General features: G+C 30.1%; 9 protein-coding genes. 3 read left to right on the top strand and 6 right to left on the bottom strand.

Annotated features, from left to right (window positions below):
• Window position 1: 1 nt before the first annotated feature.
• The 6 genes from QVZ41_RS02535 to QVZ41_RS02510 form a co-directional block, all read right to left on the bottom strand.
• Complete coding sequence (locus QVZ41_RS02535) at window positions 2-1,084, bottom strand: AI-2E family transporter (RefSeq protein ID WP_302882973.1); 1,083 nt, start codon at window positions 1,082-1,084, stop codon at window positions 2-4.
• Window positions 1,065-1,664 carry an acyl carrier protein phosphodiesterase gene (locus QVZ41_RS02530; RefSeq protein WP_302882972.1) on the bottom strand — a complete coding sequence of 200 codons (600 nt, stop codon included), beginning with the start codon at window positions 1,662-1,664 and terminating at the stop codon, window positions 1,065-1,067. The genes QVZ41_RS02535 and QVZ41_RS02530 overlap by 20 nt, the downstream gene beginning before the upstream one ends.
• 85 nt (window positions 1,665-1,749) lie before the next feature.
• Window positions 1,750-2,868 carry a DNA polymerase III subunit beta gene (gene dnaN / locus QVZ41_RS02525; RefSeq protein WP_302882971.1) on the bottom strand — a complete coding sequence of 373 codons (1,119 nt, stop codon included), beginning with the start codon at window positions 2,866-2,868 and terminating at the stop codon, window positions 1,750-1,752.
• 191 nt (window positions 2,869-3,059) lie between these two features.
• Window positions 3,060-4,694 (bottom strand): gliding motility-associated ABC transporter substrate-binding protein GldG, encoded by a 1,635-nt coding sequence (gene gldG, locus QVZ41_RS02520; RefSeq protein WP_302882970.1) that lies wholly within the window; start codon window positions 4,692-4,694, stop codon window positions 3,060-3,062.
• Window positions 4,687-5,406: an ABC transporter permease subunit gene (locus tag QVZ41_RS02515; RefSeq protein ID WP_302882969.1), complete on the bottom strand. Its 720-nt coding sequence runs from the start codon at window positions 5,404-5,406 to the stop codon at window positions 4,687-4,689. Before QVZ41_RS02515 ends, gldG begins: the two co-directional genes overlap by 8 nt.
• A complete protein-coding gene (locus QVZ41_RS02510; protein ID WP_302882968.1) occupies window positions 5,406-6,248 on the bottom strand; it encodes an SAM hydrolase/SAM-dependent halogenase family protein in 843 nt (280 codons plus the stop codon). The genes QVZ41_RS02515 and QVZ41_RS02510 overlap by 1 nt, the downstream gene beginning before the upstream one ends.
• Before the next feature lie 111 nt (window positions 6,249-6,359).
• On the opposite strand from QVZ41_RS02510, the gene QVZ41_RS02505 reads away from it, so the two are divergent.
• From QVZ41_RS02505 to QVZ41_RS02495, 3 genes are all read left to right on the top strand, one after another.
• The gene (locus QVZ41_RS02505) at window positions 6,360-7,307 is read left to right on the top strand and encodes a PhoH family protein (protein ID WP_302883469.1); all 948 of its coding nucleotides are present in this window, start codon (window positions 6,360-6,362) and stop codon (window positions 7,305-7,307) included.
• A gap of 169 nt (window positions 7,308-7,476) precedes the next feature.
• Window positions 7,477-9,294 carry a hypothetical protein gene (locus QVZ41_RS02500; protein WP_302882967.1) on the top strand — a complete coding sequence of 606 codons (1,818 nt, stop codon included), beginning with the start codon at window positions 7,477-7,479 and terminating at the stop codon, window positions 9,292-9,294.
• Window positions 9,295-9,307: 13 nt separating this feature from the next.
• Entirely contained in the window at window positions 9,308-12,451 is a 3,144-nt protein-coding gene (locus QVZ41_RS02495; RefSeq protein ID WP_302882966.1) for an IPT/TIG domain-containing protein, read from the top strand.
• The last annotated feature ends 77 nt before the right edge of the window (window positions 12,452-12,528 follow it).

The following is a 12,528-nucleotide window of genomic DNA, read 5'->3' as shown; positions in this document are numbered from 1 at the left end:
ACTAAAAATCTTTGGTCAGTAATTTTACTGCTTTGTATTTAATAAAAAACTCTTTGGCAATTACTTTTAAAGCCGTGTAGACAGGAATAGAAATAACCATTCCTAAAATACCAAACAGGCTACCAAAAATCATAATGATCAAGAAAATTTCTAAGGGATGTGATTTTACACTTTTAGAAAAAATAACGGGTTGACTAACAAAATTATCAATTAGTTGGGCAATTCCATATCCAATCATAATATACATGGTGTTCGGTAAAATTTCTGATTGAAAATCTAAATCTAAATTGTTTGTGGTCGCTAAAATAAACATCACAACCGCTCCAATTAAAGGACCTATGTAAGGAATTAGATTAAACAAAGCACATAAAAGGGCTATGATAATAGGATTTTCAATATTAAAAATAGACAAAATCAATGTGTATATACAAAACAATACGCTTATTTGGATAACCAAGCCAATAAAGTAACGAGAGAGTAAATCTTTAATAGTCTCTATAGATCTAGCTGCGTGAATAAGGTGATGTTTTGGAATTAAAATAAAGGTTCCTTTGGATAGAATTTTAGCATCTAACATAAAGAAAAAAGTGATGAATAGTACAGAAAACAATCCCATGCTAAAAGAGCCTAATTTTGCTAGAATTATATTGATAATATTGGGGATGTTTTTTACACCAGGTAAAATATCTATGTTTTTGGTTTTTTCTAATATATCAATATTATGAATCAGTAAATATTCATTGACTTCGTTACTGATGTGACTGATGTTCTTTTTAAAAGTATCGGAATTTAATAAAGCAATATTTTCACTTTGTTTACTAATTAACGGGGCAAATAAGTTAATAATAACAGCTATAAAAAAACTGTAAATAAGAATGGTAGTAATGACTGCCAAGCTATTTTTAAATTTTAGTTTTTGTCTAAAAAAACGAATAATGGGTCTAGAAATCAAAGCCAATACTGCAGAAATTAATACGTAAACAATAATGGTTTGTATTTGTATAAAAAACCAAATTAAAGCAGCAATGCCTGCAAGAATTCCAATGGTTCTTAAGAGTCCGTTACTAATTATTTTTGCTGTCATAATTTTCTAAGTATGATGATGAAAACGCTTCTAATTCTTTAAAAAAGGCAGTAAAATCTTCTTCAAAAATAGTGTAATTCTCTTGAAGGTCTATCACGGCTTCATTCATTTTAGACAATCCTTTGGTTCTTACGTTCATGTCGTGAAGAATACTTGTAATTCCATGAATGGTTCTGTAGTTGTATAACCAATTTTGCTTGGACATATAAGGGAGTAAATGTTTAGCCCTATCAGGCAAAACATCAAAGTAATCAAATAACAAAGCGTAAATTTCTTGACTAAAAACATCTAAAGGAGTAGCTGAATATTGTTGCCAGTTTTTAGCTAAAAAATGATCATATATAATATCTATAATGACTCCTTTGTACAGTCTATATTTGTCATCTAATCTTCTTTTACTTTGTCTAAAAATAGGATGTTCATCTGTAAAAACATCAATAGCTCTGTGCATTTTAATCCCGAACTGAATTTTATCAGAAAAGTGATGAAATTTATTTCCCTTAATGGTATCAGCGATAAAATTACCAATGATAATTTCTTTATCAGTGTTGGCTAAATACAAATGGGCAAGAAAATTCATGGGCGGTTTTTTACAGGATGAAGTTAATAAAAAAAGGCGTTTCACACGAATGTGAAACGCCTTTTGAATATAGATAGTATAGTTGTTAGTTGCTTAACATAACAGGCATGACCAGCATGGTAATTTCTTCTCCCTCTTCGGTACCATCAGCAGGCGTTAAAATTCCGGCTCTGTTTGGTAAAGACATTTCTAATTGTACATTGTCTGAAGCTAAATTGTTTAACATTTCAGTTAAAAAACGAGAGTTGAATCCAATTTCTAAATCGTCTCCTTGGTAGTCACAATTTAAACGTTCGTTAGCTTTGTTAGAAAAATCAATATCTTCTGCAGAAATATTTAATTCTGTTCCTGCCATTTTTAAACGAATTTGGTGTGTTGTTTTGCTAGAGAAAATAGACACACGTTTGGTTGAGTTTAAAAAAGATCCTCTTGAAATGGTCAATTTATTTGGGTTTTCTTTAGGAATTACCGCATTGTAATTAGGGTATTTTCCATCAATCAATCTACAAGTTAAGGTTACATTGTCAAAAGTAAACTTTGCATTAGATTCGTTGTAAGAAATAGAAACTTCAGCATCAGAAGTTGCTAAAATTCCTTTTAAAATATTCAAAGGCTTTTTAGGCATGATAAACTCTGCTACTTCATCAGCCTTTACATCGGTACGAGTGTATTTTACCAATTTGTGAGCATCTGTAGCGACGAAAGTTAAGTTTTCTGTTCCAAACTGAAAGAATACTCCACTCATTACAGGTCTTAAATCATCATTACCTGCAGCAAAAATAGTTTTAGAAATAGCATTTGCTAAAACATTAGCAGGTACCAAAGTAGTGCTAGGGTTTTCTAAAGAAACTGCTTTAGGAAAATCACTTCCTTCAAAAAATGGCATTCCGTAATTTCCTTGTTCAGACGTAATTTCAACTTCGCTATTTCCTTCTATTTTAAAAGTCAATGGTTGGTTAGGAAGTGTTTTTAAAGTGTCTAATAAAATTCTTGAAGGAACGGCAATAGATCCCTCACTATCAGACTGTACTTCGATGGTAGTAGACATGGTTGTCTCTAAATCCGAAGCAGATATTTTTAGTTCGTTTTCGCTTAATTCAAATAAGAAATTATCTAAAATAGGTAAGGTGCTGCTTGCGCTAATAACACCGCTTAAAACTTGCAACTGCTTTAACAATTGTGAGCTTGAGACTATAAATTTCATATGGTTATGTTGTATGGAATAATACTTTAAATATAGTAGCTAATATAGGTGGAAAACCCGTTGATTCAAAGAAATGTTTTGAACATAATTCAGCAAAGTGTTAATAACCTTTTTGAATAGTTAAGAATTAAAAAGCAAAGAATTTGATATGTGAAATTTGATTTCTGAACTTCTTAACTATTTTTAGCGCTCTAAAACCTACGCTTTCTAATATAAAAATTAAAAAAACCAAAAATAGCCAAAATAGCTACAGGAATAATTAAGTTAATCAATTGCCATTTAATCTTTTCTTGATACGCTTTTGGTTTGTTAATTGTGTTGATGATTACTTTTTTTGAACGTAGCTGAATCAATCCATCATCATTCAATAAATAGTTCACAGCATTCATTAAAAACTCTTTGTTACTGTAAAATTGATTGTTCCATTTGTCTAGCCCAAGTTCCAAGGGTTGTCCTTTGCTGATTTGATTTGTACTGATGTCTCCATCTGCAATCACAATCATTTTGTTTTGAGTTCCTTGATTGATGAAATGATTTTGAAAAGGTTTGATTCTATTTCTGTAGGCAGATTTAAAATTTCCCTCTAATAAAACTCCTATAATTTTTGATCCTTCTTTATAGGTTTTAATGTCTGCGTTTTCAGCAATACTAGCCAAATCTACATAACTAGGAACGGTAAGAGTTTTGGTTAAATTAGAACTTTCTAATAAGGGCGTTTTTTTGATGTTTGGATTTAAAGTATCTATACTATTGGCGAATTCTAATTTTACTTCTCCAATATTTTTACTGATGACATGCTTGTTGTTGCTTTTGATGAGTGGATAATAATCCCATAAAAATTCATCAAACTGAGTGTTGTTTCCCACTTTTCCAGTAGCCAAAGGAATACTTGCAGCGTATAAATCTCTTATCAAGTGTTTTTTGATGCGAACTCCGTAGTTAAAAAGATAATCGGTTAAGTTTAAATCACGTTGATAAGCCAACACTTTTCCGTTTTGCATCAAACTATCTTTTGGCGTGTGAACCATATCTAACAACCAAATAGATTTTCCTCCGTTGATGGTAAATTGATCCATGGCAAACTTTTCTTTTTCGGTAAAAGCTTCGGTAGGTTTGCTGATAATTGCCAAATCGAATTGTTGTAATTCTTTTAATGTTTTCTCAGGATTGCTGGCAATTGAGTCCAACGTAAAAGGAGCCATGTAGTAATTTTCTCCTAAAGTTTTTAGCCAATCATATTGATAAATATCTTCTAATTCTCCATTTCCTTTTAGTACAGCTATTTTTTGTTTTTTTATAGCCGTTACTTTCTGAATGGCATCGGCAAAAGCAAATTCTAAATTCTGAATAGAGTTCTCTATTTGACTATCTTGATTCTCGAAATAAGAACTTTTTAATAGATCAACCAATGCTTTTTTCTTCCCGCTACTCACAATTGCGTAAGGAAAAATAACACTTTCGGATACTTTACCATCTTCTTGAACCGTTAACCTACTTGGATTCAATCCTTGTTTGATCAAACTTTCTTCTTTTCCTTGAGGGTTGACAAACCTAAAAATAATGTGATGGTTGTTTGTGTTGATTTCCTCTAAAAAGTAAGCTGTTTCTTTGCTTAATCTTTCAAAATCAAAAGGCAAATCTCCGGTTAAAAACACTGTAATAGCCACTTCTTTTTTTAGATTCTCTAATAGGAACTTGGTCGGTTTGGAAATGGAATAACGTTGGTCGTTGGTTACATCCCATCGGTAATGTGTGTTGGTAGCAATGATGTTCACTAAAAAAAGCAACACAACTATGAAAAGAATATGTTTTTTCTTTTTAGTCATTGTCTAGTTTTAATTTAGTGAAAGCTAAAAAAGCAACAGTGATAGAAGTGAAATAAACAAGATCTATCGTGTCTATTACACCACGACTAATGCTATCAAAATGAGCAGGAATTCCTAAAGTATTCCATCCATAAGTAGTCATTTCTGATAAATTTTCTAAAGCAGAAAACCCAAAATACAAGACCATATTGATCAGAATACTTAAAATAAAAGCACTGATACTGTTTCTCATCATGATGGAACTAAAAATTCCAATTCCAATATAAGTAGAAGACAATAAAATCAATCCAAAATAAGAAGCAAATGTACTTCCTAAATCAATATTTCCAATAGGATTTCCTAGTTGATAAGTACTGTAAACAAAAATTAATGAAGGAATTAAGGTGATGAAAATAATACCTACATAAGCCCAAAACTTTCCAAGAATAATGCTAGAGTGAGAAATGGGTAAGGTTTTTAAAATTTCTAAAGTTCCGTTGTTGTACTCATCAGCAAAACTTTTCATGGTCATGGCCGGAATTAAAAAAGCCAAAACCCAAGAACTGTTATTAAAAAAAGCATTGATATTAGCAAAGCCACTGTAAATAACATTGCTGTATCCTTTAAAAACCCAAAGTAACAATCCGTTTATAATTAGAAAAGAAGCGACTAACAAATAGCCAACAGCATTGCTAAAAAAAGATTGTATTTCTTTGTTAAAAATGGCTTTCATTAGGCAGAAGTCTCTTTTTCAAATTCAATACTGATACTACTTCTGTAATCCAGTCCTAACAAGCTTGAAGCTCCTCCAACGGTTTGCAGGTTACTTTTGTAAATGGCAATTTCTAAATAACTGCCAGAATTGAATAGAGCCAATTTACTACCAGCTGAATTTCGTTCGTTTATAGGCAGTTTAAAATCAACAATATCGCTATATTTATTTAGTACTTTTTTAAAGTTATATCTACCTGCCGATAAAGTAAATTTTCGTCCTTTACCTACTTGGTTAAATAGTTCTTTGGTGATGTTAGAAATAACATTTCCATAATTATCAATATAAATAACAGAACCAATAATTTTAGTTTCAGAAACAATTTGTGGTTGTAATTCAACCATTTTGGTAATCTCTGGCAATGGTTTTCCAATCACTTCTAAAGTTCCGCCTCTGGCAATATGACAAGCTACATTTACAAATACATCTAACACAGAAAAACTGGTTTCTATCCTGTCGTGAATGTTAATTTCTACCACTTTTGTTGGGTTGATTTCCGAAGCAATCATAGACATAATTCCATTGTCCGGACAAACAAAATAATGCCCATCTAGCAACAAGGCAATGTGCTTGTTTTCAGGGGTCATTTCAGAATCTACCCCAATAATATGGATGGTTCCTTTTGGAAAACTTTTATAAGCGTTTTTTAAAATATAGGCTGTTTCTGTAATGTTAAAAGGAGAGATTTCGTGAGAAATATCAACAATCTTAGCTTCTGGTAATAAGGTGTATATGGCTCCTTTTACTGCAGATACAAAATGATCTTTTCTTCCAAAATCTGTAGTTAGGGTAATAAATGCCATACAACGGGAGTGGTAATAAAGTTTTTTTTGATAATTATTCTAAGCAAATTTACAGAATTGTAAATGATATTTGTGTACTTTGTAAGGGCAATTTATAAACAGATTTTTAGCTTGAACGAACGCCTAATTACCCTAGAAGAAATCAATCCAATAGACTTTTTTGGATCTAATAATTCGCATTTAAATTTGATTAAATCTTACTATCCTAAATTAAAGTTAGTGGTAAGAGGAAATGTCATCAAAGCTTTTGGAGAACCTATTTTGTTAGATGAATTTGAAAAACGAATTCAGGTATTGGTTAATTATTTAATTAAATACAACAAGTTAGATGAAACCAGTATTGAACAATTGCTATTGGCTTCGCAAATAGAATTACAAAAAAAACGTGTGAACGATGACGTGTTGGTGCATGGGGTAGGAGGAACTTTTATCAAAGCCCAAACAGAGAATCAACGAAACATGGTAAAAGCCATGGCATTAAATGATATGTTGTTTGCTGTGGGACCAGCAGGAACGGGTAAAACGTATACCGCAGTTGCGATGGCGGTAAGAGCTTTAAAAGAAAAAGAAGTCAAAAAAATAATTCTAACAAGACCTGCTGTGGAGTCTGGAGAAAATTTAGGTTTTTTACCCGGAGATATGAAGGAAAAGTTAGATCCCTATATGCAACCATTATATGATGCTTTGCGTGATATGATTCCTGCCGAGCGATTGGCATCTCATATGGAAAAAGGAGTCATTCAAATTGCTCCTTTGGCTTTTATGCGTGGTAGAACTTTAGACAATGCTTTTGTAATTTTAGATGAAGCACAAAACACGACTCACAGTCAAATGAAAATGTTCTTAACTCGTATGGGAAAAAGAGCCAAGTTTGTGATAACAGGAGATCCTGGGCAAATAGATTTACCAAGAAAGCAAGTGTCTGGTTTAAAAGAAGCGTTGTTAGCCTTAAAAGATGTAAAAGGAATTGCACAGGTGTATTTAGATGGAAAAGATGTGATTCGTCATCGTTTGGTAAAAGAAATTATTACTGCTTATAAAAGTATTGAAACGGAGTAGGTTTTCTATTTAAGAATGGAGTTGTTTAGTTGTATTTCCTGTCTCATTTTTATTAGAAAATAGATTAGATTTTTATGAAAATTATAAGTTTATGTGTCATGAAAAATAACAATCTTCAATGTATTTTAAATAAGAATCTTATTTTTGAATTGTAATTCAAAAAATGGCTATGAAAAAAGTATTTGGTTACCTACTAACCTTATTTCTAATTTTTTTAATTGGGTGTAAACAAGATGAAGTAATTCAATCGGATTTTAATTATGAGAAATATGCAACAGAGAATTTAGAAATTAAAGGCTTTATGAGTCTAGATTCATTACAAAATAAAATTTTAAGAATAGATTTTGATTATAAAAACTTACCTGAAGAATATCAATTAGGAGTAGGTTATTTCTTAAATGAGTCTGGGCAAGAGATTGGAGAATATCAGAATAGTTACAGCTATCAATTGATTGGTAAGAGGGTTGCTTTTACTCTTAAAGATAAAATCTTTGAAAACGAAAATTATTCCATTATTCCATTCATTAAAGTTTATTCATTGTATAAAGATTATTTTAACGATGATGGTAATAATATTTATGATTATAAAATCAAAGGAGAGTATTATTTAAAAGCTGATGAAATAAAATTAAATTCCAAATTCTCTTACAATGTAGAATTAATTAGTATTGAGCCTAAACAAGCCTTTGTTGGTGATCTTCTAAAGATTAAGGGTCGTAATTTTTGTAATTCAGGATTAGATTTTACTTCTAGTTCTTCTATTGAAATAGCAGGAGTAGATCATCCCATTGTTTTTAAGTCAGACTCTTTATTGCTTTGTAATGTTACCGAAAATTTAGATGATATACGAAAAGGAGCTTTTCTCAAGAATTGTGGTATGGAGATTCCATTTCAAGGTGATTTTGGAATTAAAAAAGCGTTTATTGATTCTGTTTCTTCGGGTCCCTTAGCATCCAGGGAAACATTAAAAGTTTACGGAGATAACTTTGTTCCTGAGAGCTTTATTAATGGCCCAAGTCATGTTAGATTACGAAGTAAAAGCTCTAGTATTTTATATCATAACATTAAGAGTCAAGATGTTTATGGAGATAAAAAAATATTGAATTTGCCTCTGAAGGGTATGGTTTATGGGTATGGTGTTTTTGATTTGTTACTCATTCATTTAAGAGACACTTTGGAAATTAAGAATGCTTTAAATCTAGTAAGTAAACCTTTAGATGCTGATTTATATTTGGAAGAGGTAAAGCAACCAATAGTTTTAACTTTAGGTGATACTCTTAATTTTAGAGGAAATAATCTTAAAGATTTTTATAAGGGAACCTTTTTTTTAGGAAAATCCCAAACGGATTTAATTGTTACAGATACTTTAGTAAGTGTTATAATTGATCAATTGGGAAGCTCTTATTGGTCTAAAGAAAATAAAGAATATAAACTGGAGATAAAAATAGGTAATAGTTATAAATACTATGATGTTGAACTAAAAAAGCCTCAGATTATAAATGTAAGTAAGGAAAGTGTTAATTATGATGATCATTTGTTTATTGAAATTAAAGATTTGTTGTTTGTATATGGAGTAAAGGTCAATGATGTACAACTGATTAGCATTGAATCTTTTAAAAGAAAAAAAGATGGAGGGGTTTTAGAATTAGCCGTTAGAAAATTTCAACAGAGTCAAGAAGGTGATTTTGAAATAAAAATAGGGAACGATTTTACAGGGTATGACAGTGTATATGTAGGTTATAATGATCCTGAGATTAAAAGCGTAATTTATTTAAAAGAGAAAGATGCGTATTTGATAAAAGGAAAAAACTTTCATAGATATGGAGATGTTTTTGTTTATATAGACGGGATTGAGCTTTCAGAAGAAAACTTTCATCTCTTTTATAGGTATGACGATGAGGTTTTAATAAAATTAAATATTGATAATAAAGATTTTAAAATTTCATTTGTAATGAATAAAAAGACAACTAATCAATATCAATTTTAAGAAAAATTTGATCATGAGGAAATTACTTTGTTTATTTTTTGTATTGGTGTTGTTCATTAGTTGTGAGAAAGAGGAAGAGGTCGGTGTTTCTAATTTGGAAAGGCAGGAGGAGCTTGAGGGTCTTATAACAGTAACTGGTTGTTTAACAAAGGAGTTTGTTAAGACAGATGAAGATTTATTAAGATTTCATGTAGAGGTTGATTATGCCAATCTTGGTATATCAATGTATGCAGTAATTGGTTATGTAATTAAAGTAAATGGAATAGGTGAAGATTTGATTTATGCCTCCGATAGGTTTGACAAATATAGAACAACAGCTAATATAGATGTAAAAAAAGAATATTTGAATTCACAGGGAATAGAATTAGTACCGTTTGTTGAAGTTCTAGATGTCTATGAAGCAAATTTAAGCGATGGTGGTACTACAGAAAAGATTGATGGAGTCTATACAATTTATGGTGAGTCGACCAAGGTGGATACTGATTTAAGTTATAACTCAAGAATTGATTCAATTTTCCCACTTCAAACAGATATTGGGCAAATAATAACAATAAAAGGAAAAGGGTTTTGTTTGTATGGATTAGAGAGTGATGTTTTAACTTCCATAGAAATAGGAGGTGTTAAACATCCGGTAATTTACAAATCAGATTCAATTTTAAAGGTTGAGTTAAGTTCTGATATTAAAAAAAGAGTTTCAAAACCAATCTTAGAAAATTGTGGTTTAAGATTGGAGTATCAGTATCCAATTGAAATAAAATCGCATAATGTCAATAAGATTACTTCCTCTGTATATCCAGGAGAGGTTATAACTATAGATGGTAATGGTTTTAAAGAATATGCTCTCAATAAAGGTTTACTTAGTATCTTTCTTAAAGACACTTTAAATAATTATTACAATGTAGTTCCTGAAATAGTTAATGAAACTAAAATAACGGCTAAAGTACCCTATAGAACACCTTTTGGTAATTTAGAATTGGGTGTAGTTCAACTAGAGGATACTATTCTAGCAAAGGATCCAATTAAAGTAAAATCTGTTTTTATTAAAAACGTAGTCCCTGATAAATTTTACATTGGTGATACAATTGAAATATTAGGAGCTAATTTTTTATATAATACACAAGTAAACACAAACAGCTATGTGCGTGGAATATATAGTAGACCTACTTATACAGACCCTAGAGGTTTAAAAATTCTAGAGAAGACAGATAATTATATCAAAGCAGTTGTATATCAAAATTATTTAATAAATCAAGTTAGAGTTTATAATAGGATTAATGAATATGAAGGTGAGTGGACAAGTTTTTATGATTTTCCCGTAGAAATTTTGAAGCCTAAAATATTGAGCTTAAATGATGATGAGATGTACTTGTTTAATGATGATTTATTGATTGAGTTTAATGGAGAATCTACTAGTTTATTATATTATCAATATGATGATGAAGATTGGGGTGAAAATTTAAAGTCCATTGAATTAAATAAATATATAAATGAAAGAGAAGGATCTGTACTCAAAGCTAAAATTCCGATGAGTAAATTCTATAATAATGAATTATTGAAAGGGGGGTATAAACTAAGGTTATCAATTGGTAATATTTCGGGGTTTTCAGAAGTTCTTGAGATAAAATTAGAAAGACCTGAACCTAAAATTATCTCAATAAATAAAAATGAAGTTGTTTATGGTGATGAAATCATTTTAAAAGGTAAAAACTTAAAAGAATCTAAACTTTTGTTAAACACTAAAGAAGTCAGTTCTTATATAAAGTATACAAAAGATGAATTTGATAATGACGTTTTAACTTTTTTGCTGCCAAATTTTGCCAAAACAGGAGAGAATGAATTTCAATTTATTCTTTATGGAGGTTTATCAAATGTTGTGAAATTCACAATTCCTGAAGTAAAAATTAGTTCTCTAGAATATTTAAGAACAGATTCTTATGGAAATACGTTGTATAAAGTAAAAGGTGAAAACTTAGATTTGCTAAAAGAATATAATTCTAGACAAGGTGTTTTTTATAATGAAGGGGATAAATCAACTGCTCAATTTTTGTTGTTTAAAACTGTTTATAGTTCAGAATTAATTAATGTAAAGGTGTATTTAAGAGGAGGGATAGAAAAGAGTTTTATGATGGAAAATCCTTACTGGGCAAAATTTAAGCCCATTTATTTATCTCCAAATCTAGGCAAGACATCGGAAGATTATGCGGAATTTGTAGGTGTGTCGACTGGGAGAGATGTATTTTTTACTTATAAAGGTAGATTCTACAATTTAGTAACAAATTACAGGAAGATATCTCTTCTTAAATTTAGTGGTAGCAATTGGGTAACAGTTGAGTTACCTTCCTTTGGTGAATTTAGTAATACAAATTTTAAGTATTATGAAGGTAAACTATATACGGTAAATGAAGATGAGTTAATTTTTATTGATATGGATACTTTTCAGCTTTCTAGGAAAACTATTTCAGATTATATAGAGAATGATACAACAACATATAATCAGTATAAAGATGCTATAACTAAGCGTTATGTGTATTCTGCAAATAAATTATACATGTTTGTCTACAAAGATGTTTCTAGGAATTATAAACCAAATGCAGAGGTAGCTATGTATAGTGTTGATTTGTCAACAAAAGAAATTAAAGAATTTAAATCACCTGTAGATCCTACTGAGGGATATTTTCCTGAGTATTTTTATATATCAGAGAATAATATTTTTTGCACTTCTTCAAAAAATGGAGAAATTTATTTTTTCAATTTTCAATCTGAAAACTGGGATTCGATATTATTACCAAATAATTATTCAGGAGGCAATGATGTAAAGGGAGTCTCTTTATATGAGTCGGATGGATATTTGTACTTAACAGGGTTAGATGTATATAAAAAATTTGTTAACAATAATTTTTATGAAGCTAGTTTGATTTATAAATACGACTTAAATACAAAGAATGTGGTTAAGAAAATTATAGCTCCAAATTATAAAAAGGTTAGTGAAGATCCTGTTTATTCCGAACGAGTATATAGAAGCATGTATACTATGACTTTAATTAACAATAGTTTTTATTTACTAGGAGGAGTTATATATAAACCATATTATTATAATACCGAACAATATGATGAAGCATCAAGATCTAAAGATATAATAGAAATTGCAGATTTTTAAAAAGAAATATTAACTTACAAATAGGTTTATTTTCTTTATTACAAAACCCTTACTTTTGTATCAAATTAAATTCCGAG

The organism is Wenyingzhuangia gilva (assembly GCF_030519655.1).
Taxonomy (GTDB): domain Bacteria; phylum Bacteroidota; class Bacteroidia; order Flavobacteriales; family Flavobacteriaceae; genus Wenyingzhuangia; species Wenyingzhuangia gilva.
This window is presented reverse-complemented; position numbering and strand designations above follow the sequence as displayed.

Coding starts and splice junctions, on each gene's coding strand:
- gldG (WP_302882970.1), bottom strand. CDS start 4,694: ATGACTAAAAAGAAAAAACATATTCTTTTCATAGTTGTGTTGCTTTTT.
- QVZ41_RS02535 (WP_302882973.1), bottom strand. CDS start 1,084: ATGACAGCAAAAATAATTAGTAACGGACTCTTAAGAACCATTGGAATT.
- QVZ41_RS02515 (WP_302882969.1), bottom strand. CDS start 5,406: ATGAAAGCCATTTTTAACAAAGAAATACAATCTTTTTTTAGCAATGCT.
- QVZ41_RS02500 (WP_302882967.1), top strand. CDS start 7,477: ATGAAAAAAGTATTTGGTTACCTACTAACCTTATTTCTAATTTTTTTA.
- QVZ41_RS02530 (WP_302882972.1), bottom strand. CDS start 1,664: ATGAATTTTCTTGCCCATTTGTATTTAGCCAACACTGATAAAGAAATT.
- dnaN (WP_302882971.1), bottom strand. CDS start 2,868: ATGAAATTTATAGTCTCAAGCTCACAATTGTTAAAGCAGTTGCAAGTT.
- QVZ41_RS02495 (WP_302882966.1), top strand. CDS start 9,308: ATGAGGAAATTACTTTGTTTATTTTTTGTATTGGTGTTGTTCATTAGT.
- QVZ41_RS02510 (WP_302882968.1), bottom strand. CDS start 6,248: ATGGCATTTATTACCCTAACTACAGATTTTGGAAGAAAAGATCATTTT.